At 71.1% G+C, this 22326-nt stretch carries 18 protein-coding genes and 1 tRNA gene; 7 read left to right on the top strand and 12 right to left on the bottom strand.

The genetic code is table 11. The features are described from left to right. Positions 1-21 precede the first annotated feature (21 nt). Both P0L94_01330 and P0L94_01325 read right to left on the bottom strand, forming a co-directional pair. Positions 22-993, bottom strand: a complete 972-nt coding sequence (locus tag P0L94_01330; protein ID WES64725.1) for a type II secretion system F family protein — start codon at positions 991-993, stop codon at positions 22-24. Further along, the gene (locus tag P0L94_01325; GenBank protein WES64724.1) at positions 981-1985 is read right to left on the bottom strand and encodes an ATPase, T2SS/T4P/T4SS family; all 1005 of its coding nucleotides are present in this window, start codon (positions 1983-1985) and stop codon (positions 981-983) included. The genes P0L94_01330 and P0L94_01325 overlap by 13 nt, the downstream gene beginning before the upstream one ends. 512 nt (positions 1986-2497) lie before the next feature. Between P0L94_01325 and acs the strand changes: the two genes are divergently transcribed. Next, entirely contained in the window at positions 2498-4465 is a 1968-nt protein-coding gene (acs, locus tag P0L94_01320) for an acetate--CoA ligase (GenBank protein ID WES64723.1), read from the top strand. A 256-nt stretch (positions 4466-4721) separates the two neighbouring features. Here acs and P0L94_01315 read toward each other — a convergent pair whose 3' ends face one another. Both P0L94_01315 and P0L94_01310 read right to left on the bottom strand, forming a co-directional pair. After that, complete coding sequence (locus tag P0L94_01315; protein ID WES64722.1) at positions 4722-5189, bottom strand: RidA family protein; 468 nt, start codon at positions 5187-5189, stop codon at positions 4722-4724. After that, positions 5186-5407 (bottom strand): hypothetical protein, encoded by a 222-nt coding sequence (locus P0L94_01310; GenBank protein ID WES64721.1) that lies wholly within the window; start codon positions 5405-5407, stop codon positions 5186-5188. Before P0L94_01310 ends, P0L94_01315 begins: the two co-directional genes overlap by 4 nt. A 110-nt stretch (positions 5408-5517) precedes the next feature. On the opposite strand from P0L94_01310, the gene P0L94_01305 reads away from it, so the two are divergent. The 4 genes from P0L94_01305 (at position 5518) to P0L94_01290 (ending at position 10119) form a co-directional block, all read left to right on the top strand. Then, complete coding sequence (locus P0L94_01305) at positions 5518-8169, top strand: transglycosylase domain-containing protein (GenBank protein ID WES64720.1); 2652 nt, start codon at positions 5518-5520, stop codon at positions 8167-8169. Then, positions 8169-9101 carry a metallophosphoesterase gene (locus P0L94_01300; GenBank protein WES64719.1) on the top strand — a complete coding sequence of 311 codons (933 nt, stop codon included), beginning with the start codon at positions 8169-8171 and terminating at the stop codon, positions 9099-9101. The genes P0L94_01305 and P0L94_01300 overlap by 1 nt, the downstream gene beginning before the upstream one ends. Before the next feature lie 106 nt (positions 9102-9207). After that, positions 9208-9284 (top strand) — tRNA-Pro (locus P0L94_01295). Between the two features lie 70 nt (positions 9285-9354). Further along, entirely contained in the window at positions 9355-10119 is a 765-nt protein-coding gene (locus tag P0L94_01290; protein ID WES64718.1) for an HAD-IIB family hydrolase, read from the top strand. 177 nt (positions 10120-10296) lie between these two features. Here P0L94_01290 and P0L94_01285 read toward each other — a convergent pair whose 3' ends face one another. Both P0L94_01285 and P0L94_01280 read right to left on the bottom strand, forming a co-directional pair. After that, positions 10297-11577, bottom strand: a complete 1281-nt coding sequence (locus P0L94_01285; protein ID WES64717.1) for an alpha-hydroxy acid oxidase — start codon at positions 11575-11577, stop codon at positions 10297-10299. A 53-nt stretch (positions 11578-11630) separates the two neighbouring features. After that, on the bottom strand, positions 11631-12353 hold the full coding sequence (locus tag P0L94_01280) for an FCD domain-containing protein (GenBank protein ID WES64716.1): 723 nt from the start codon (positions 12351-12353) through the stop codon (positions 11631-11633). A 99-nt stretch (positions 12354-12452) separates the two neighbouring features. Here P0L94_01280 and P0L94_01275 point away from each other — a divergent pair, with 99 nt between their 5' ends. Beyond that, complete coding sequence (locus tag P0L94_01275; GenBank protein WES64715.1) at positions 12453-13289, top strand: DUF1295 domain-containing protein; 837 nt, start codon at positions 12453-12455, stop codon at positions 13287-13289. Positions 13290-13295: 6 nt separating this feature from the next. Here the strand turns inward: P0L94_01275 and P0L94_01270 are convergent, their stop codons facing one another. From P0L94_01270 to P0L94_01255, 4 genes are all read right to left on the bottom strand, one after another. Further along, on the bottom strand, positions 13296-13949 hold the full coding sequence (locus P0L94_01270) for a thymidine kinase (protein WES64714.1): 654 nt from the start codon (positions 13947-13949) through the stop codon (positions 13296-13298). A gap of 32 nt (positions 13950-13981) precedes the next feature. Continuing rightward, complete coding sequence (gene mqo, locus P0L94_01265) at positions 13982-15457, bottom strand: malate dehydrogenase (quinone) (protein ID WES64713.1); 1476 nt, start codon at positions 15455-15457, stop codon at positions 13982-13984. An 80-nt stretch (positions 15458-15537) separates the two neighbouring features. Beyond that, the gene (locus tag P0L94_01260; GenBank protein ID WES64712.1) at positions 15538-16614 is read right to left on the bottom strand and encodes an aspartate-semialdehyde dehydrogenase; all 1077 of its coding nucleotides are present in this window, start codon (positions 16612-16614) and stop codon (positions 15538-15540) included. An 11-nt stretch (positions 16615-16625) separates the two neighbouring features. Then, positions 16626-17912 carry an aspartate kinase gene (locus P0L94_01255; GenBank protein WES64711.1) on the bottom strand — a complete coding sequence of 429 codons (1287 nt, stop codon included), beginning with the start codon at positions 17910-17912 and terminating at the stop codon, positions 16626-16628. 194 nt (positions 17913-18106) lie between these two features. Between P0L94_01255 and P0L94_01250 the strand changes: the two genes are divergently transcribed. Further along, on the top strand, positions 18107-19552 hold the full coding sequence (locus P0L94_01250) for a threonine/serine exporter family protein (GenBank protein WES64710.1): 1446 nt from the start codon (positions 18107-18109) through the stop codon (positions 19550-19552). 9 nt (positions 19553-19561) lie between these two features. Here P0L94_01250 and recR read toward each other — a convergent pair whose 3' ends face one another. Both recR and P0L94_01240 read right to left on the bottom strand, forming a co-directional pair. Further along, the gene (recR, locus tag P0L94_01245; protein ID WES64709.1) at positions 19562-20155 is read right to left on the bottom strand and encodes a recombination mediator RecR; all 594 of its coding nucleotides are present in this window, start codon (positions 20153-20155) and stop codon (positions 19562-19564) included. Between the two features lie 2 nt (positions 20156-20157). Beyond that, positions 20158-22302, bottom strand: coding sequence for a DNA polymerase III subunit gamma and tau (locus P0L94_01240; protein ID WES64708.1), 2145 nt, complete (start codon positions 22300-22302; stop codon positions 20158-20160). Positions 22303-22326: the final 24 nt, after the last annotated feature.

The following is a 22326-nucleotide window of genomic DNA, read 5'->3' as shown; positions in this document are numbered from 1 at the left end:
GGCGCTGGGTGGAAGGGACAGTCACGGCACGGACGCGCCCATGAGCGGCGGCGATGGCCCGACCGCGCCCATGACGCTCAGCAGCATCGGTGCGACGCCGAGCAGCAGGAAGGCCGGCAGCGTGCACACGCCCAGCGGGAGGAGCAGCCCGGTCGCGAGGCGCGCGGCCCTCAGGCGCGCCTCGACGCGGGCGCGATGGCGTTCGAGCGATGCGGCCGCGCGCAGCAGCTCGACGGCCGGCACGCCCGCGCGCTGCGACAGGCCGAGCAGGTCTCGGGCGACCTCGGACGGCTCCGCGCCGAGCCATCGCGAAGTCAGCGAACGTGCACGCTCGACCGAGGCGCCGGCGCTCAGGGCGATCGCCAGCACCTCGGAGCCGAGTCCCGGCACGGCCGCAGCCGCACGGGCGCGCGCCACGAGCCGGGCGGTCCACCATCGGGCGACGAGCATCAGGACGGCGCCCACGACCACGCAGACCGTCCCCGCCGGGGTCGCGACGAGCACGCCGAACGTGTCGAAGCCGAGCGCCATCCCGAGCGCGACGCCGACCAGCGGCAGCCACGTCATGAGCCGTGCCGTCGCGGCCGGCTCGGCGAGCGCGACACGCACCTCGTCCCGCGCCTCCTGCGTGTCGCGCAGCGCCGCGGCGATCGCCCGGAGGCTGTCGGCCAGCGGCGCCCCGACCGTGGTGGCGACACGCCATGCCCCGGCCACCTCGCGCCACACCGCGCCGGAGTGCGCACCCGCTTCGGGGGGCGTGCGCGTCTCGTCCGGGGCGCGTCCGGCGCGCTCGATCGCATCGGCCGTCGCGAGGCCGTCCGCGACGCCCGTGAGCACGCGCTCGGCGATCGGGTCGCCGAGCTCGGCGAGCCGATCCCAGGCCCGGCCAGGGGCGATGCCCGCCTGGAGCAGAACCGCCAGCCGAAGCAGGGTGTCGGCCGCGACGGAGGCGTCGTCGCCCGTCCGCGCGGACCGGCGGATCAGACGGCGCACGGCACCTCCTCGATCGTGAGTCGCCCGTCTGCGGACACAGCGGGTCTACCGACGCCCACGAGGCTCCGAGCGCCGTCGTGGCGCCTGCCGACGTGGACCACGAGATCGATGGCGCTCGCGGCCTGGCGCGCGACCGCGCGGTCGTCGAGACCGGCGAGCGCGCCCAGATTCTCGAGCCGGGCGGGGACGTCGGCCAGGCCGTTGGCGTGGAGGGTTCCCGCCCCGCCGTCGTGACCCGTGTTGAGCGCGGCGAGGAGGTCGCGGATCTCCGCGCCGCGGCACTCCCCGACCACGAGGCGGTCGGGGCGCATGCGCAGCGCCTCGCGCACGAGACGCGACAGCCCGACGGCGCCCGCACCCTCGAGGTTGGGCTGGCGCGCCTCGAGGCGGATGTGGTGCGGATGCCTGAGGCGGAGCTCGGCGACATCCTCGACGGTGACGATGCGCTCGCGTTCGTCGGCCGCGGACAGGAGGGCCGCCAGCAGCGTCGTCTTCCCCGCGCCGGCCGGGCCGGTGACCAGGACGTTGTCGCGGCGTGCCACCATCGCCTCCAGGCTCCGGCGCGCGGCGGCCGGAAACATCCCCCGCTGCTCGAGCTCGACGAGGGTCGGCTGATCCCGTCGCGGGACCCGGATCGAGATCGCCGTGCCGTCGACGGCGACCGGCGGGAGCACCGCGTGCACGCGCAGCCCGCCGTCGAGCGCACGTCGACGGCGGGCGAGGCGTCGTCGATGTGACGCCCGCCGAGACCGATGAGCGCCACCGCGAGCTCGCGCACCTCCTCCTCGCCGGCGCTCCAGCCGGGCACCGGCTCGGCGCCGCGTCCCCGATCGGCGAACAGGCCCTGTGAGCCGTTGACGAACACGTCCGAGACATCGGGGTCGTCCAGCAGCGATCCGAACCGCTCGAGCGCGGCCGGGCGGGGCGCGGGCGCCTCGGCGACGACCTCGTCGAGCGGCTCGGGCTCGGGCTCGGGCGCAGTCACCGCCCACCGTGCAGGGGTCGCGAGGGAGCCGGCGGTGGAGAGCGACGAGGCGCGAGGCCGGACGACGAAGGGCTCGGACATGCCCCCGAAGGTAGGTGCCTTCGCTCGCCCACCGGGCCGGTGCCCCAGCACCCGTGGACGGTGCGCCTGTGCCGGGGACCTGGGGAGGAGAAGAGTGCCGAGACGGCCGCTCCGCGCGATTCTTGGAACCCGTCCAGAAAAAGTAAGGGGCGGCATCCCATGGGGGGAATGGGATGCCGCCACGCGCGGCACCGCACTTCGGGGGGTGACTCGGGTGCCGCAATGCCAGAATCAGATGTTCGGCCGCTCACGAGCATAGGCGAGAACCGCGCGGGAGGACAAACAGAAGAGCGCTTGCCGAACTGATATATCGGTTGTTCGGGTTCGCGTGGACCCCCCCACTATCGGAGGTAGTGCGTCCGCAGGCGGATCGGTACCCTCGCATCTCAGACTCGCCGAACGTCGGCTTCCCCGTCTGCACGCAAAGGAGCGCGCCGCATGAGCAGCCAGATCGACCACCTTCTCAATGAGACCCGGCACTTCGCCCCCAGCAGGGAATTCGTGGCGCAGGCCGTCGCCGATGGAGACCTCTACGACCGGGCGAAGGTCGACCGTGAGGGCTTCTGGGCCGAACAGGCCCGTGAGCTGCTGCACTGGCACACGCCGTTCACCGAGGTCCTCGACTGGTCGAACCCGCCGTTCGCGCAGTGGTTCGCCGACGGCGAGCTCAACGTGTCGTACAACTGCCTCGACCGCCACGTCGAAGCCGGCAACGGCGACCGCGTCGCGCTGCTGTGGGAGGGCGAGCCCGGCGACGAGCGCCGCGTCACCTACGCCGAGCTGACCGACGAGGTCAAGCGCCTCGCGAACGTCCTCGAGGGCCTCGGGATCGGCCACGGCGACCGCGTCGCGATCTACATGCCGATGATCCCCGAAGCCGTCGCCGCCATGCTCGCCGTCGCCCGCGTCGGCGCCATCCACTCGGTCGTGTTCGGCGGCTTCTCGGCCGACTCGCTGCGCGCGCGCATCGACGACGCCGGCGCGCGCCTGGTGATCACCGCCGACGGCGGCTGGCGCAAGGGCAAGGTGTCGCCGCTCAAGCCGGCCGTCGATCAGGCCCTCGCCGATCGCGGCTCCGGCGCGCAGGAGACCGTCGAGCACGTCATCGTCGTCAAGCGCGGCGAGAACGAGGTGGCCTGGACCGAGGGCCGCGACCTGTGGTGGCACGACGTCGTGCCCGCCGCGTCGGCCGACCACGAAGCCCAGCCGTTCCCCGCCGAGAACCCGCTGTTCATCCTCTACACGTCGGGCACGACCGGGAAGCCCAAGGGCATTCTGCACACCTCGGGCGGCTACCTCACGCAGGCGACCTTCACCAACCGGGTCGTGCACGACATCCACCCCGAATCCGACGTCTACTGGTGCACCGCCGACATCGGCTGGATCACAGGGCACTCCTACGTCACGTACGGCCCGCTCGCCAACGGCGCGACGCAGGTGCTCTACGAGGGCACCCCCGACACGCCGCACCCGGGGCGCTGGTGGGAGATCATCGAGAAGTACGGCGTGAGCGTCTTCTACACCGCGCCGACCGCCATCCGCTCGTTCATGAAGCTGGGCCGCCAGATCCCGCAGTCCTTCGACCTGACGAGCGTGCGTGTGCTCGGCTCGGTGGGCGAGCCCATCAACCCCGAGGCGTGGGTCTGGTACCGCGACGTCATCGGCGAGGACCGCGCGCCGATCGTCGACACGTGGTGGCAGACCGAGACCGGCGCCATCATGATCTCGGCCCTGCCTGGCGTCACGGTCACCAAGCCGGGTGCCGCCCAGGTCGCCGTGCCCGGCATCTCGGTCGACGTCGTCGACGAGGCCGGCGTCCACGTCGGCACCGGCAACGGGGGGCTGCTGGTGATCACCGAGCCGTGGCCCAGCATGCTGCGCGGCATCTGGGGCGACCCCGAGCGGTTCGTCGAGACCTACTGGGACAAGTTCGCCCACAAGGGCTTCTACTTCGCCGGCGACGGCGCGCGCCTGGACGAGGACGGCGACGTGTGGCTCATGGGTCGCGTCGACGACGTCATGAACGTCTCGGGCCATCGCCTCTCGACCGCCGAGATCGAGTCGTCGCTCGTCGCCCACGAGGCCACGGCCGAGGCTGCCGTGGTCGGCGCATCCGACGAGACCACGGGTCAGGCGGTCGTCGCGTTCGTGATCCTGAAGGAGAGCTTCCTCAAGGCGCACACCGCCGAAGGTCTCGCGGCGCAGCTGCGCTCGTGGGTCGGCGAGCAGATCGGCCCGATCGCGCGGCCCCGCGACATCTACATCGTCAGCGAACTGCCCAAGACCCGCTCAGGCAAGATCATGCGCCGCCTGCTGCGCGACGTCGCCGAGGGCCGCGAGGTCGGCGACACCACGACGCTCGCCGACACGGCGGTCATGAGCGTCATCTCGGCTCAGGTGAAGTAGCCCGCATCCGCTTCATGTCCCACTTTCTGTCGCCTCGACCGACGTCGAGCGGCAAGAAGTGGGACACGCACGCACAGGCACCGAAGGTGCGGCGCGCACATGGGTCGGCGTGTCCCGATTCTGGTCGCGCGGAGCGCGGTCGGGCGGCAAGAAGTGGGACACAGATGCCTGAGGGGCGGATGCTGCGGGCGGCGGCATCCGCCCCTCAGGCGTGCGAGAGGCTCAGGCGTGCGAGAGGCTCAGGCGTGCGAGAGGCTCAGGCCAGGCTGAAGACGACCTCGACCTCGACGGGGCTGTCCAGCGGCAGCACCGGGACGCCGACGGCGGAGCGCGCGTGGCGCCCGGCGTCGCCGAAGATCTCTCCGAGCACTTCGCTGGCGCCGTTGATGACGCCGGGCTGCCCGGTGAACTCCGGCACCGACGACACGAAGCCCACGACCTTCACGACGCCGGCGATGCGGTCGACGCCGCCGACGACGGCCGCCGCGGCCGCGAGGGCGTTGAGCGCGCACCGGCGCGCGTAGTCCTTGGCGTCGGACGCCGGCACGAGACCGTGCCCGTCGCCGACCTTGCCGGTGGCAGGCAGCGCGCCGGAGACCATGGGCAGCTGGCCCGACGTGTAGACGAGGTCGCCGTGGACCTTGGCCGGGATGTAGGCCGCGACGGGCGGAACCACGTCGGGCAGGTCGATGCCGAGCTCTGCCAGTCGAGCGGAGACGGTCATGCCCCCTCCCCCTCGAACTGCTTGGCGGCCTCGGCCGCGGCGCCGAGCCCGGCGTTGGCGGCACCGCCGCCCATGGGGCGCTTGAAGTACGCGACGAGCCCGCCTTCGGGGCCGGGCACGACCTGCACGAGCTCCCAGCCCTGCTTGCCCCAGTTGTTGAGGATCGCGGCGGTGTTGTGGATCAGAAGGGGCGTGGTGAGGTACTCCCACGTCGTCATCGAGGCTCCTCGGAAGTAGGGCGGGAAGGGGTGGGAAGACGCTGGGAATGCCCGTCCGCGGCAGGCCGCCGTCGGGGGTTCCCCCAGGGTTGTCCCCTACGATCAAGCCTATGCCCGATACGAAACGCACGGCCAGCGGTGTGCTCGGCGGTCTCGCCGGCCTCGTTGGCCTCAGCGCCGTCGCCGGTGTGCTCATCAGCGCCACCGTCACGCCCGCGATCGCCGTCTCCGGCGCCGCCGCGTCGAGCGCCATCACGATGTTCGACAACCTCCCGAGCGTGCTCGACATCGACAAGCTGATGCTCCCCACCACCATCTACGCCAAGGACGAGGACGGCGAGTGGCAGGAGCTCACCCAGTTCTACGACCAGAACCGCTCGCCGGTGGAGTTCGACGAGATCACGCCGGTGATGTACGACGCGATCCTCTCCAGTGAGGACCCGCGCTACTACGAGCACGGCGGCGTCGACCTCATCGGCACGACCCGCGCGGTGCTGAGCAACCTGCGCGGCGGCGGCGAGACCCAGGGTGGATCCTCGATCAGCCAGCAGTACGTCAAGAACATCCTCGTCCAGCGCTGCGAGGCCACGGCGGAGTCCGACGAGGAGCGCTACAACTGCTGGTTCGAGGCGACGCGCTCGGACGGCAGCGACGGCATCCAGCGCAAGCTCCAGGAGATGCGCTACGCGATCGCCCTCGAGCAGAAGTACTCCAAGGACGAGATCCTGCTCGGGTACCTCAACATCGCCAACTTCGGCGGCACGACCTACGGCATCGACGCGGCCGCGCAGTATTACTTCGGCGTCTCGGCCGCCGATCTGAACGTCGCCCAGGCGGCCACGCTGGCCGGCATCGTCCAGAACCCGAACACATACCGCATCGACCGTACCGGCGGCTCGATCACGGATTCCGAGGGCAACCCCGTCAACGGCGCCGAGGACGGCTACGCCCTCACCAAGCAGCGTCAGCAGTACGTGCTGGGTCGCATGCTCGACGACGGCAAGATCACCCAGGAGCAGTTCGACGAGGTCTACGAGGCCCCGATCGAGCCGAAGATCACGCAGCCCAAGACCGGCTGCGCCGAGGCCGGCGGCGCCGAGTACTTCTGCCAGTACGTGCGCTACGTCATCGAGCGCGACGACGCCTTCGGCGCGACGCCCGACGAGCGCACCGAGGCGCTGCGCCGCGGCGGCCTCAACGTCTACACGACGCTGAACTGGGAGCTGCAGAAGTCCGCGCAGGCGACGGTGTCCAACTACGCCCCCGCTTCGATCGGCGACACCCCGTTCGGCGCCGCGAGCGTCAGCGTCGAGGCCGAGACCGGCCGGATCGTGTCGATCACGCAGAACACGAAGTTCGACGAGACCGCGTCCGGCGATGCGGGCGCCTCGTCGATCGTGTACGCCGGCGACGCGGACTTCGGACAGTCCATCGGCTTCGAGGCCGGGTCGACGTTCAAGCTGTTCACCCTCATCGACTGGCTCGAGAAGGGGCACTCGGTCAACGAGGTGCTCAACGGACGACTGCACGTCTTCGAGCGGATCCCCAACTCGTGCGACGGTGACTGGGTCAACTTCGGCGGCGACCTCATCAACAACTTCGCCCGCGCGCCCGGCTACGTCGGCACGCCCATGCAGTTCACGCGCGACTCGCTGAACACCGGCTACTTCGCGATGGCGGAGCAGCTCGACCTGTGCGACATCAAGAAGGTCGCCACGAAGATGGGCGTCACGCAGGGCAACGGCGACGAGGTCGACATGAGGACCCTCTCGTCGATCATCGGAACCAACAGCGTCTCGCCCGTGTCGATGGCCGCGGCCTACGCCACCGTCGCCAACAACGGCATCTACTGCGAGCCGCGCGCGATCGAGCGGGTCACCGACTCGGAGGGCAACGAGTGGACGCTTCCCGAGCGCGACTGCACGCAGGTGCTCGACCCCGCCGTCGCGGCGACCGCCGCGTACGCGCTGCAGGGCGTCATGAACGGCGGCACCGGCGCGGCGGGCAACCCCTATGACGGCGTGCCCGTGATCGGCAAGACGGGAACGCACGAGTCGAAGCAGACGTGGCTCATGGAGGCCAGCACCAAGATCGCCACGGCGACGTGGGTCGGCAACCCCAGCGAGAACATCGACCTGTTCCAGACGTGGACGGACGCGGGACTGCGCCTGTCGGATCTGCGCTACTCCATCGGTCGCGAGGTCCAGGGCAAGGCCAACCAGATCTGGGGCGGTGACGCGTTCCCGAGCCCCGACAGCCAGCTGACGCGCCAGGTCCTCACCGACCTGCCGAACGTCGTCGGCCGCAGCATCGAGGATGCCACCGACATCCTGCAGCGCGCGGGCTTCTCGGTGACGGTCGGCGATCCGGTCGACTCGTCGGAGCGTGAGGGCGTCGTCGCCTCGCAGAATCCCGGGCCGGGCCGTGTCGCGGGCGGAACCGTCGTGACGATCCGTCCCTCCAACGGCCAGGGCGTCGAGGTGCCCGACGTCGTGGGCGAGCGCCTCGACCGCGCCATGAACCAGCTGCGCAGAGCCGGCTTCGGCAACGTGCAGCAGGGATCCTGCGTCGAGGACCCGAACGCCAACAACCAGGGCAGTGTGACCAGCACGAGTCCGGGGGCCGGCAGCGTGGTCAACCAGAACACGCAGATCACCGTCGACTACGCGCTCGTCAGCTGCGGCGGCGGCGACGGCGGCACCGGTGACGGCGGCAGCGTCGGCGGCCCCGGCAACAGCGGCGGCGGCGGCGGCAACGGCTGATGCCCACGCGCGCAGCGCGCAGCGCCCTCACCGTGCTCGGCACGGTGGGGGCGCTCGGCGCGGGAGCGGCGATCTGGGGCGTCGCGATCGAGCGCTATCTGTTCACGGTCCGCCATCACGCACTGCGGGTGCTGCCGGCCGGCAGCGAGCCGGTGAGGGTGCTGCACATCTCGGACGCACACATGGCGCCGTGGCAGCACCGCAAGCAGCGGTGGATCGCGGGCCTGGCCGGGCTGCAGCCGGACCTCGTGATCAACACCGGCGACAACCTCGGGCACGAGCGCGGGCTGGAGAGCCTGCGTGAAGCGCTCGCGCCGCTGCGCGGCATTCCGGGCGCGTTCGTGCACGGATCGAACGACCACGCTTCGCCGTCACCGCGGAACCCGTTCATGTACTTCGCGGGACCGTCGAAGCCCGTCCATTCGTCCGAACCCCTCGACACCGGCGCCCTCGACTCCTACCTCGGGGACGAGCTCGGCTGGCTGCCGCTGAACAACACGGTAGGGTCGCTGGCGGCCGGCGGTCAGCGGTTCGACCTGTTCGGCATCAGCGACGCTCATCGAGGCTGGGACCGCCTGGAGGACCTCCCCGGTCCCGTGGCGGCGATGCGGTCGGCGAGCACGGCGGCACTGACGTTCGGGGTCACACACGCTCCGTACCGGTTCGTGCTCGACGAGTTCACCGATCTCGGCGCGGACGTGATCTTCGCCGGTCACACCCACGGCGGTCAGGTGCGCATCCCGGGGTCGCGCTCGGCGCTCGTGGCCAACTGCGACATCCCGCTCGACCAGGCCCGGGGGCTGAGCGCGTGGACCCACGACGGGCGCACGGCGGTGCTCAACGTCAGCGCCGGTCTCGGCCACTCGATCTACGCGCCCGTGCGGTTCGCGTGCCGCCCCGAGGCGTCCTTGATCACGCTGCTGCCGGCATGACCCCGCAGCCCGGCTCCGGCACCCGAGGCGGCGCTCGATCCGGCGCTCGATTCGGCGCTCGATTCGGTGCACCGCCGGCGATCAGGTAGACTTTTCTGGTTGCCACCGGGGTGTGGCGCAGCTTGGTAGCGCGCTTCGTTCGGGACGAAGAGGCCGCAGGTTCAAATCCTGTCACCCCGACCACAGAGAGGCTCCGCCGGAAGGCGGAGCCTCTCGCAGATCGCCGCCGAACGCGCCGACCAGCGAGGACACCGTGACCGAAAGCACCGCGATCCGCCTGGTGGCGTTCGATCTCGACGACACCCTGGCCCCTTCCAAGAGCGCCATCCACGAGCGCATCGGCGATCTGCTGATCGCGCTCGCCGAGCGCGTCGAGGTCGCGATCATCTCGGGCGGCCAGCTCGCGCAGTTCACCGCCCAGGTCGTCGACCGCCTGCCCGAGACCTCGCCCGAGACGCTCGCGCGCATGCACCTGCTGCCGACGTGCGGGACGCAGTACTACCGGATCGCGCCCGAAGGCGTCGACACCGTCTACGCGCACTCCCTCACCGCCGAACAGCGCGATCGCGCCCTCGCCGCCGTCGAGGAGGAGGCCCGGCGCCTGGGCTACTGGGAGAGCCGGACGTGGGGCGACATCCTCGAGGACCGGGGCTCGCAGATCACGTTCTCGGCTCTCGGCCAGCGCGCACCGCTGGACGCCAAGAAGGCGTGGGACCCGACGGGTGCCAAGAAGAACGACCTGCGTGCGGCGGTGGCCGAGCGCCTGCCCGACCTCGAGGTGCGCTCCGGCGGCTCGACGTCGGTCGACATCACCCACCGGGGCATCGACAAGGCCTACGGGATGCGCCAGCTCGCCGAGCAGACCGGCATCCCCCTCGACGACATGCTCTTCGTCGGCGACCGGCTCGACCCGGACGGCAACGACTACCCCGTCCTCGCGATGGGCGTGCGCTGCCAGGCCGTGGACGGCTGGGAGGACACCGCGGTGTTCCTCGAGGGCCTGATCCCGACGCTCTGAGCCCGCGCGCCCGCGGTTGCTCGGCGACAGCCGCGCCGAGGTGGCAGCATCCGCTGCTTCCCGCGCACCGATCAGACCGGAACCGACACCTGCGCGACGGCGGCGCACACCGATGTGGCAGGAACGGTCGTCACAGAGGGTGCGACGGGACCGAACCTGCCACCTCGGCTCGGGCGCTCAGGCCTTCGCGGGGGCCTTCGTGCGCGCCGCAGGGCGGCGGGCGGGCTGGGCGACCGGCGCCAGACGCTGAAGCTGCGTCACGTGCTTCGGCTGGAGCTCCTCGATGCTCGCCACGCCCAGCAGCTTCATGGTGCGCTCGATCTCGCTGCTGAGGATCGCGATCATGCGGTCCACGCCTTCGCGTCCGCCCGCCATCAGACCGTACAGGTACGCGCGGCCGACGAGGGTGAACTTGGCCCCCAGCGCCATCGACGCGACGATGTCTGCGCCGTTCATGATGCCGGTGTCGACCATGACGGTCGCGTCCTTGCCGACTTCGCGCACGACCTTCGGCAGCAGGTGGAACGGGATCGGGGCGCGGTCGAGCTGGCGTCCGCCGTGGTTGGACAGGATGATGCCGTCGACGCCGAGGTCGACGAGCTTCTTGGAGTCCTCGACGTTCTGCACGCCCTTGACCACGATCTTGCCCGGCCAGATGTCGCGGATGACCGCGAGGTCCTCGTACGAGATCGTCGGGTCCATGGCGGCGTCCAGCAGCTCGCCCACGGTGCCGCCGGTGGTCGACAGCGACGCGAACTCGAGCTTGGGCGTGGTGAGGAAGTCGAACCACCACCACGGGCGCGGGATGGCGTTGATGATGGTGCCGAGCGTCAGCTGCGGCGGGATCGAGAACCCGTTTCGCTTGTCGCGGAGGCGCGCGCCCGCGACCGGCGTGTCGACGGTGAACATGAGGGTGTCGAAGCCGGCCTCGGCGGCGCGGCGAGCCAGGCCGTACGAGATCTCGCGATCCTTCATGACGTACAGCTGGAACCAGTTGCGCCCGTGCGGGTTCGCCGCCTTCACGTCCTCGATCGAGGTGGTGCCGAGGGTCGACAGCGTGAACGGGATGCCGGCGGCGCCGGCCGCCGAGGCGCCGGCGATCTCGCCCTCGGTCTGCATCAGCCGCGTGAAGCCGGTGGGCGCGATGCCGAACGGCAGCGCAGACGTTCCGCCGAGGATCTCGACCGACGTGTCGACCGACGGCGCGGGCTTGAGGATGCCGGGGTGGAACTCGATGTCCTCGAACGCGCGGCGCGCGCGGTCCAGCGACAGCTCGCCTTCGGCGGCGCCGTCGGTGTAGTCGAACGCCGCCTTGGGCGTCCGGCGCTTCGCGATCGTGCGGAGGTCGTAGACGGTGAGAGCGGAGTCGAGGCGGCGCTTCTTGCCGTTGAGCTCGGGCTTCTTGAACTGCATGAGCTCGAGGAGCTCGGCGGGGTTGGGGAGCTGGCGGGTGACCATGCGGTGCCTTTCGGATGGCTGTCGGTGGGTTGTCGGTGGGGTCTCGGTGCGTGTCAGTCGTGCGAGCGGGCCAGGCCCGCTTCGGCGTAGTAGCCGATGATGTGCTCGCGGATGAGCGTGGCCGCGCGGGAGGGGTCGCCGGACTCCACCGCGTCGATGATCGCGGCGTGCTCGGTCCGCAGGCGGGATGCCTCGGCGTCCCAGTCCGCGAAGCGCTCGGCGCCGGAGCGCACGTAGCCTTCGATGGCGTCGCGCAGCCCCGCCATCATGGCGGTGATGACGACGTTTCCGGAGGCCTCGGCGAGCGCGAGGTGCATCTGGGCGTCGAGGGCGAGGAACTCGTCGGGCGCCAGGTCATCGGCGTCCATGGCGTGGAGCATCGCGTGGACGTCCTCGATGGAGCGGCCGGGGTCGGCGGCGAGCGCCTCGACGACGGCCGATTCGAGCACGAGGCGCGTGCGCACCACATCCTCGAGCGGGAAGCCCTGGGCGGCGACCTGCAGGCGCAGCAGCGCGGACATCCCTCCCCCCGGCGTGGCGATGATGATGGCGCCGGCGTTCGGCCCTGAGCCGGTGGCGGTGCGGATCAGGCCCATCACCTCGAGCACACGCAGCGCTTCTCGGACGCTGGAGCGTCCGACACCGAGGGATGCGGACAGGTCGCGTTCTCCGGGCAGGCGGTCGCCCGGTGCGAGACGGCCCTCGAGCAGATCGCCCTCGATCTTCTCCAGAACCGTCTGCCAGGCGCGCGGTGCGCGGGCAGGGGATGCGGTCATTGCTCTCCTCTTTGGTCAGACCACGATTATCACATGTGGTCTGACCAGATCAACCGCGTGTGTCGCCGCGGGGCGCGAACCACCGCCTACGCTGGCGATGTGGACCCCCTTCCGATCGTGATCGGCATCGCCGTCGTCGCGAGCGGGTTCTGCTGGATCGCGTCGCTCGTGACGAAGGACACCTCGTGGGTCGATCGGCTGTGGTCGATCGTGCCGGTCGTGTACGTGTGGGTGTTCGCGATCGCGGGCATGCACGGCGGGACCGATGCCGGCCGCCTCGTGCTGATGGCGCTGCTCGTGACGGCATGGGGCGCGCGCCTGACGTTCAACTTCGCCCGCAAGGGCGGCTACTCCGGCGTCGAGGACTACCGCTGGGCGGTGCTGCGCAGCCGCATGTCGCCCGCGGCGTTCGGCGTGTTCAACCTCATCTTCATCGTCGGGTTCCAGATGACGCTGCTGGTGCTCATCACCCTCCCCGCGTGGGTCGCGTGGCGCCATCCCGCCCCGCTCACCGGATGGGATGCCGCGTTCGCCGCGCTGTTCGCGGGGTTCCTGGTCGGCGAGTCGGTCGCCGACCAGCAGCAGTGGGCCTTCCAGCAGGCCAAGAAGGCCGCGGGCGGGACCCTCGAGCCCGGGTTCGCCACGAGGGGCCTGTTCGCGTGTAGCCGGCATCCGAACTTCTTCTTCGAGCAGGCGCAGTGGTGGGCGCTCTACGCGATCGGCGCGACGGCGGCGGCCGCCTCGGGACTGGGACCGTGGGGCGGGGCGCTGAACCCCTCGATCGCCGGTGCCGTTCTGCTGTCGGCGCTCTTCGTCGGCTCGACGCGGTTCACCGAGTCGATCTCGGCGGCGAAGTACCCCGCGTACGCGCAGTACCGGCGCACGACGTCGATGCTGGTGCCGTGGCCTCCCCGGCGCGTCACCGCCCCCGCGTGACGCCGGTCAGCCGAGCCGCCCCCCGGACTCGCGCAGGTAGCACTCCGCGCACATGGACTCGTACGTGACGCGGTCCGAGCTCAGCTCGTCGATGGCGACCTGATCGCCCTCGAAGACGAACCGTCCGCCGACGAGCCGCGCGTTGAACAGCGCCTTGCTGCCACAGCGGCAGATCGTCTTGAGCTCCTCGAGGCTGTGGGCCAGTTCCAGCAGGCGACGCGAGCCCGGGAAGGCCTGCGTCTGGAAGTCGGTGCGGATGCCGTACGCGAGCACCGGAACGCCGTCGAGCACGACGATCCGCATCAGGTCGTCGACCTGCGCGCGGGTCAGGAACTGCGCCTCGTCGATCAGCAGGCACGCGACGTCGGGGGCCTCGCCCGTCGCGACCGATTCGGGGATCAGGGCGTCCTCGCCGCGCACGCGCAGACGCGCGCGGTGGTGGGCGAACAGCGCGCGCAGATCGTCCTCGGGCGCGATGAGGAAGTCCACGCGGCGCTTGACGCCCAGCCTGCTGTCGATCTGATCGGCGCCCTTGGTGTCGATCTCGGGCTTGGCCAGCAGCACGTGCTGACCGCGCTCCTCGTAGTTGTAGGCGGCCTGCAGGAGCGATGTGGACTTGCCGGAGTTCATCGCTCCGTAGCGGAAGTACAGTTTGGCCACCCGAGGAGTCTACGGAATGGCCCGGCTTCCGATCACACGCTCAGCGCCAGGGTCCCCGCCGTCTCGGTCAGCGACGCGCTCGCGACGTCGGGGCGCGAGTTGAGCGTCTCGCCGTAGCTCGGGATGAGTTCGCGCAGGCGCGGCTCCCACAGCGCGATCTGGTCGGGGAAGCACGTCTTGAGCAGGCCCAGCATGATCGACACGGCGGTCGACGCGCCCGGCGATGCGCCGAGCAGGCCCGCGATGGACCCGTCCGCGCTCGTGACGACCTCGGTGCCGAACTGGAGGACGCCGCCCTTGTCGGGGTCCTTCTTCATGACCTGAGCCCGCTGGCCGGCGTTGAGCAGCTCCCAGTCGGAGTCCTTCGCCGCTGGCATGAAGGTGCGGAGGCTGTCGACCTTCTTCTTGTGGTTCTTCAGCAGCTCGCCGACGAGGTACGAGATGAGACTCGGGTTGTCGATGGCGACCTTCATCATCGGCCAGAGGTTGCCGAAGCGCACCTGGGCGACGATGTCGGTCCACTTGCCGTTCTTGAGGAACTTCGGGCTGAATGTCGCGAAGGGGCCGAACAGCAGCGAGGCCTCGCCGTCCACGACGCGCGTGTCCAGGTGCGGCACCGACATCGGCGGGGCGCCCACGGACGCCTGCGAGTACACCTTCGCCTTGTGCTGGGCCACGATGGCGGGGTTCGAGGTCTTCAGCCACTGGCCGCCGATCGGGAACACGCCGTAGCCGTCGATCTCGGGGATGCCCGAGGCCTGCAGCAGCTTGATCGCCCAGCCGCCCGCGCCGACGAAAACGAAGCGCGCGCGGGTCGAACCGGGCGTGCGGCCGATGGTGTTTCGCCACTTCACGGTCCACGTGCCGTCGGCCTGCTTCTTCAGCCCGCGCACCTCGCGGTTGGTGACGACCTCGGCGCCCTTGGCCTGCAGGTTCGCGAACAGCTGGCGCGTGAGCGCGCCGAAGTCGACGTCGGTGCCGGCCGGGACGCGCGTCGCGGCGAACGGCTCGTCGGCCTTGCGGCGCTTGTGCATGAGAAGCGGCGCCCACTGGTTGATGACGCGGGAGTCCTCGCTGTACTCGATGCCGGCGAAGAGCGGCTCGGCCTTGAGCACCTCGTAGCGCTTCTTGAGGTAGGCCACGTCCTTCTCGCCCTTGACGAACGTCATGTGGGGCGTGGCGTTGATGAAGGTCGACGGCGCATCCAGCACACCCTCGTCGACGAGGGTCGACCACAGCTGACGGGACTGCTGGAACTGCTCGTTGATGGCGATCGCCTTGGCCGGGTCGAGCTCGCCGTCGGGGCCCGCGGGCATGTAGTTGAGCTCGCACAGGGCGGCGTGGCCGGTGCCTGCGTTGTTCCACGCGTTCGAGGACTCCATCGCCACGTCGCTCAGGCGCTCGTAGACGTGGATCTTCCAGTCGGGCTGAAGTTCGCTGATGAGGGTGCCCAGGGTGGCACTCATGATGCCACCACCGATGAGCACGACGTCGACGGGTTCGGTCACCATGTCAGTCTAGTTACCCTTCCTCGGGTGTCTTGACGTCGAGATACTTCGGATGCCGCGGGCGAGGGCATCCGATTCGATCACGCGGTCGCGGGCTGACCGAGCGACGCCGCGACGAGCTCGGCGATCTGCACGGCGTTCAGGGCCGCGCCCTTGCGGAGATTGTCGTTCGCGATGAAGAGCACGAGGCCCTTGCCCTCGGGAGCCGACTGATCGGCGCGGATGCGGCCGACGAAGCTCGGGTCCTTGCCTGCGGCCTGCAGCGGCGTCGGCACCTCGTCGAGGGTGACGCCGGGGGCCGTGGAGAGCAGTTCGCGGGCGCGCTCGGGGGTGAGCTCGCGCGCGAACTCGGCGTTGATCGACAGCGAGTGGCCGGTGAACACCGGCACGCGCACGCACGTGCCGGCCACCCGAAGGTCGGGGAGCTCGAGGATCTTGCGGCTCTCGTTGCGCAGCTTCTTCTCTTCGTCGGTCTCGTTCAGGCCGTCGTCGACGAGGTTGCCGGCGAACGGGATGACGTCGAACGCGATCGGCGCGACGTACTTCTCGGGCTCGGGGAAGTCCACCGCAGAGCCGTCGTGTACGAGGCGCAGCGTGTCGCCCTGCGCGAGGACGCCCTCGACCTGGCCGAGGAGCTCCTGGGCGCCGGCCAGACCCGAGCCCGACACCGCCTGGTACGTGCTGACGATGAGGCGCTCGAGGCCCGCCGCGGCGTCGAGCACCTTCAGCACCGGCATCGCGGCCATCGTCGTGCAGTTGGGGTTGGCGATGATGCCCTTGGGCAGGTCCTCGATCGCGTGCGGGTTGACCTCGGCGACGACCAGCGGCACGTCGGGGTCCATGCGCCAGGCGCTGGAGTTGTCGATGACGACGGCGCCGGCTTCGGCGAAGCGCGGCGCGTGCGCGCGCGACCCGGTGGCGCCGGCCGAGAACAGCGCGATGTCGATTCCGGCAGGGTCGGCGGTGGCGACGTCCTCGATGATGATCGTGGCGCCGCCGAAGTCGACGGCGCTGCCTGCCGAGCGTGCGGTGGCGAACAGGCGGAGCTCGCGGATCGGGAACGACCGCTCCGCGAGGATCTCGCGCATGACGGTGCCCACCTGGCCGGTGGCGCCGACGACGGCGACGGAGAGTCCGGAGTCGGAGATGCGGGTCATGGGTGTGAATCCTACCTTCCGGTGCCGGCGTAGACGGTCGCGTCCACGTCGCCGTCCAGGCCGTACGCGGTGTGGACGACGCGGGCGGCCTCGGCGAGGTCGTCGCCGCGCACCACGACCGAGATGCGGATCTCGGAGGTCGAGATCATCTCGATGTTGATTCCCGAGACGCTGAGCGCCTCGAACAGCGTCGCCGAGACGCCCGAGTGCGTGCGCATGCCGGCGCCGACGACCGACAGCTTGCCGATCTGGTCGTCGTGCACGAGGTTCTCGAAGCCGACGTCCGCCTGCTCCGCGGCCAGAGCCTTCAGGGCGGTCGCCGCGTCGGTCTTGGGCAGCGTGAACGAGATGTCGGTGCGGCCGGTCGCGGCGGCCGAGACGTTCTGGACGATCATGTCGACGTTGGCGCCGGACTTCGCCACGATCTTGAAGATCTCGGCCGCCTTGCCCGGCACGTCGGGCACGCCGATGATCGTGATCTTGGCCTGGCTGAGGTCGGTCGCGACGCCCGCGACGATCGGCTCTTCCATGTGCTCTCCCTCTTCGCCCTCGGGAAGGGTCATGCCGGCGCCCAGCACCCACGTGCCGACGCCGGAGCTGAATGTGGAACGCGCGTGGATCAGCACGCCGTGACGGCGCGCGTACTCCACGGCACGGATGTAGAGGACCTTCGCGCCGTTGGCGGCGAGCTCGAGCATCTCCTCGCTGGAGATGCGGTCGAGCTTGCGCGCCTTGGGGACGACGCGGGGGTCGGCGGTGAAGATGCCGTCGACGTCGCTGTAGATCTCGCACACGTCGGCGTTCAGCGCCGCGGCCAGCGCCACGGCGGTCGTGTCGGAGCCGCCGCGGCCGAGCGTGGTGATGTCGCGGGTGTCGCGGTTGAAGCCCTGGAAGCCCGCGACGATGACGATGGCCCCCTCGTCGAGGGCCTCGCGCAGCCGTATCGGGGTGACGTCGACGATGCGGGCCGAGCCGTGGTCGGCCGTCGTGATCATGCCGGCCTGGCTGCCGGTGAACGAGCGGGCCTCGAAGCCCATCGAGTGGATCGCCATCGCCAGCAGCGCCATCGCGATGCGCTCGCCGCTCGAGAGCAGCATGTCGAGCTCGCGCGGGGCGGGGATCGGCGCGACCTGCCCCGCAAGGTCGAGCAGCTCGTCGGTGGTGTCGCCCATGGCGCTGACGGCGACGACCACGTCGTGGCCCGCGCGGCGCGTGTCGACGATGCGCTTGGCGACGCGCTTGATGCTCTCGGCATCGGCGACCGAGGATCCGCCGTACTTCTGGACGATGAGCGCCACGATGAAACTCCTGAGGTGCCGCCAGGCGGCACGGTGTGCTGAGGCTCGGGCGACGATTCCGCGCCCACCGGACCATCTTACGGACCCGCCCGGAGCGGCCCGGGACATGTGACACCCGGTATCGGGTGCCCGTCGCTACCATCGAGGTGACGCGCGGCGCGCGCGGCGGCAGAGGGCGAAAGCGAGCAGGACGGATGCGGCAACGGCGTCGAGGCCTCCGAGAGGCGCTGCGCAGCCTCTTCAACTCCGAGATCGTCGTTTCGGATGCGACCGAAGCGCTCCCCGTCATCAACGACGCGCTGGCGGTTCGCGTGCTGGATCTCGCGGTCCGCATCGGCGAGACGATGCTCGTCACGGGCGCGCCCGCGAGCGAGGTGACGCTCGTGATCGTGCGCGTGGGGCGCGCCTACGGCCTGGATCCGGTGCACGTGGACGTGACCTACAACTCCATCACCGCGGCGTACCACCGCAGCGGCGCTCCGCGCCCCATCACGATCATGCGCGTCGTGCGGGCCGCGGTGCCCGATCACGAGAAGCTGCAGCGGCTGCAGGCCCTGGTCGCCGCGATCCGCCAGGGCGAGGGACTGGACGCCGCGGTCGACCGCTATCGGCAGATCCGCCGCACGCCCTTCCTGTACCGGCCCGCGGCCGTCATCGGCGCGCAGGCACTGCTGGCGGTCGGCGTCGCGGTCATGTTCGGCGTGAACTGGCTCGTGCTCGCGCTGGCCTTCGTGGCGGCGGCCCTCGCGGCGCTGACGCAGTTCGGCTTCGCACGGCTGCGCGTGCCGTTCTTCTTCAGCCAGATCGCGGGCGCGTTCGTCCTCACGCTCGTCGCGGCCCTGGCTCCCCTGCTGGCCTTCACGGGCTGGGAGGCCGTGGGATCGGCGCGTCCGTCGGTGATCGTCGCGTCGGGTGTCGTGCTGATGCTCGCCGGCCTCACCGTCGTCGGGGCCGCTCAGGACGCGATCGACGGCTTCGCGCTGACCGCCATGGGGCGCATCCTCGAGCTCGTGACCCAGACCCTGGGTGTCGTGCTCGGCATCCTGGTCGGGCTGCAGACCGCGCGCGTGCTGGGCCTGGGCGTCGACCCGCCCAGCGAGGCGCTCCCGTTCGGCCCCGTGCCCCTGCAGTTCCTGGGGGCGGCGCTCATCGCGATCTCGGTCGCGATCATCAACGGCTCGGGTCTGCGCATCGTGCTCGTCAGCGCGGGACTGAGCATCGTCGCGTGGCTCGGCTACCTCGGGGCGTCGGCCCTCGGGTTCGACGCCGCGGCCGCGAGCGGCCTCGGCGCGTTCGCCGGCAGCTTCGCCGGCATCGTCGTCGCGTACCGGCTGCACGTGCCGTCGGTCGCGATCACGATTGCGGCGATCCTGCCGATGGTCCCCGGCGTCGCGGTGTTCCGGGGCCTTCTCAGCCTCGTCGAGGCGGGCGATTCGCCGGCGATGCTCTTGACCGGCTTCGGCACGCTCGCGAGCGCGGCGACGATCGGCATCAGCCTGGCCGTCGGCGCGTCGCTCGGCATCTATCTCGGGCAGCCCGTTCGCGCCTCGCTCGGCAGCGTCGAGAGGTCGCGCGCCGCGGTGGGGCGCTGGCGCGGCGTCGGTCGCGGTCTCGGCCGGGCCGTCGTCCGTCGCGGCTGAGCGCCCGATTCAGATCGCGCGGCGCCCCTCGAAGGCGCGACCGAGGGTCACCTCGTCGGCGTACTCGAGGTCGCCGCCGACCGGAAGACCCGACGCGAGTCGCGTGACGGTGATCTCCATCGCACCGAGCAGCCGGCTGAGATACGTCGCCGTCGCCTCGCCCTCGAGGTTCGGGTTGGTGGCGAGGATAACCTCCTGCACCGTGCCGTCGGCGAGCCGCTGCATGAGCTGCGCGATGCGGAGGTCGTCGGGCCCGATGCCCGCGATCGGGCTGATCGCGCCGCCGAGCACGTGGTACAGGCCGCGGAACTCGCGCGTGCGCTCGATCGCGGCGACGTCCTTGGCGTCCTCGACGACGCAGATGAGCGTGAGGTTGCGGCGCGGATCACGGCAGATCGAGCAGCGCTCCTGCTCGGTGACGTTGCCGCAGATGTCGCAGAACCGCACTTTGTCGCGGACATCGGCGAGGAGCTCGGCCAGGCGCGAGACGTCGAAGCCCGGCGTCTGGAGGATGTGGAACGCGATGCGCTGCGCCGACTTCGGCCCGATCCCGGGAAGGCGGCCGAACTCGTCGATCAGGTCTTGGACGATGCCGTCGTACATCGTCAGCTGAACCTCGACGGCGGCTCATAGGGCTCCTCGCGCACGAAGGTCGCGCCGAGGACCTGCCGCACGACCGCTTCGCCGTAGCGCTGCACGCCGTCGGTGCGGGTCGCGGGCGTCAGCGGCGGCGCGACGACGGGAGGCACGGGCGCGTCGGCGGGAGCCGTCTCGATGTCCTCTTCGGCGTCGTCGTCGGATGCGGTCGACGGCGCCACGTCAGCCTCGCGGAGCACGCCGCCGTCGGCGGGCGCCACCGTCGCGGTGCGCACGGTCGCGGACGACGTCGCGTCCTCGGGCTCGTCGTCCACGGCGAACTGGGCGACGGGCCGCGCGACCGCCCCCGGCGCGTCGGCGGGCCCGGCGTCCGGAATCGGCGCGACGGCCCAGTCCGTCACCGGCGCGGCCTGCGACGGTGCAGTGGACCGGTGCGCCGCCGACGGGCTCGCGGCGGCACGCGGTGTGGCAGCGCCGGCGGTCGCGGACGGCGACGACGGCGCGGACGGCGCGGACTGCGACGACCCGGCGCCGCCGGACGACGCTCCCCCCGCGGGCGGCGAGGACACGTCGTCCTCATGCTTGGCGAGGTACTTCACGCGGACCCCGAGCACGCCCTGGATCGCCGTGCGCAGATCCTCGCTCGGACCGGCGCCGGCCGTGCGCTGCTTGAATCGGCCGACGTCGGCGCGACTGGGGAAGGCCAGGGTGAGCACGTCGGCATCGAAGTCGGCGACCCGTGCCGTCGCGACGATGATCCACGACGAGCGGCTGATGTCCTCGAGCCGCGACATGACGGTCCCCCATGCCTCCTGCACGCGCGCGAGCGTGACGGGGCCGGTCGGGATCTCGGGCGCCGGTTCGGGCTCGGGCGCCGGTTCGGGCTCGGGCGGCGCCGCAGCAGGCGCGGGCGCGGGTTCTGCGGGCGCAGGGGCGGAAGCCGGCTCGGGCGCCCGCGCGGGCTCGGCGGTACGCGCCGGCGCCGGAGCGGGCGCCGCGGGCCGCGCGGCCACCGGGGAAGGTGCCGGTGTCGCGGCCGGAGCCCCCTGGGCCAGGACGCGCGCGACCATCAGCTCGAGCTGGAGGCGCGGCGAGGTCGCACCCGTCATCTCGTCGAGCGCCGAGATGACGATGTCGGCGGTGCGCGACAGGCGCGCCGCGCCGAACGCCGCCGCGTGCCGCGCCATCGCCGCGAGGTCTTCGGCCGACGCGCCGCGCAGCACCGAGGACGCGGCGGCGCCCGCAGCGTCGACGACGATGAGGTCGCGCAGACGCTCGAGCAGGTCGTCGACGAAGCGGCGCGGGTCCTGCCCCGTCTGCACGACGCGGTCGACCGCGGCGAAGGCCGCCGCGGCGTCCGAGGCGGCGAAGGCCTCGACGACCTCGTCCAGGAGCTCGGCGTGCGTGTAGCCGAGGAGGGCGACGGCGCGCTCGTAGGTCACGAGGACACCCTCGTCGGTGGGCTCGGATCCGGCGATGAGCTGATCCAGCAGCGACAGCGTGTCACGCGGCGATCCGCCGCCGGCGCGCACCACCAGGGGCAGCACGCCCGGCTCGATGATCACGTGCTCGGACGCGCACAGCTCTTCGACGTACGCGAGCATCGCCGCCGGCGGCACCAGCCGGAACGGATAGTGGTGGGTGCGCGAGCGGATCGTGCCGATGACCTTCTCGGGCTCGGTGGTCGCGAAGATGAACTTGACGTGGTCGGGCGGCTCTTCGACCAGCTTCAGCAGCGCGTTGAAGCCCTGGGGCGTCACCATGTGCGCCTCGTCGAGGATGAAGATCTTGTAGCGGTCGCGGGCCGGAGCGAACACCGCGCGCTCGCGCAGGTCGCGGGCGTCGTCGACGCCGTTGTGGCTGGCGGCGTCGATCTCGACGACGTCGAGCGATCCTCCCCCGCCGCGGCCGAGCTCGACGCAGCTCTCGCACACGCCGCACGGGGTGTCGGTGGGGCCTTCGGCGCAATTCAGGCAGCGCGCGAGAATGCGCGCGGACGTCGTCTTGCCGCATCCGCGCGGTCCCGAGAACAGGTACGCATGGCCGACCCGATCGCCGCGCAGCGCCGTCATGAGCGGCTCGGTCACCTGCGACTGCCCGATCATCTCGCCGAACGTCTCGGGCCGGTAGCGGCGGTACAGAGCGGTGGTCACCGGTCCAGCCTACGGCGTGCCGAC

This window comes from Microbacter sp. GSS18, from assembly GCA_029319145.1.
Taxonomy (GTDB): domain Bacteria; phylum Actinomycetota; class Actinomycetes; order Actinomycetales; family Microbacteriaceae; genus Microbacterium.
Note: the sequence above shows the minus strand (reverse complement) of the source record. Positions and strands in the feature narration are given on the sequence as shown.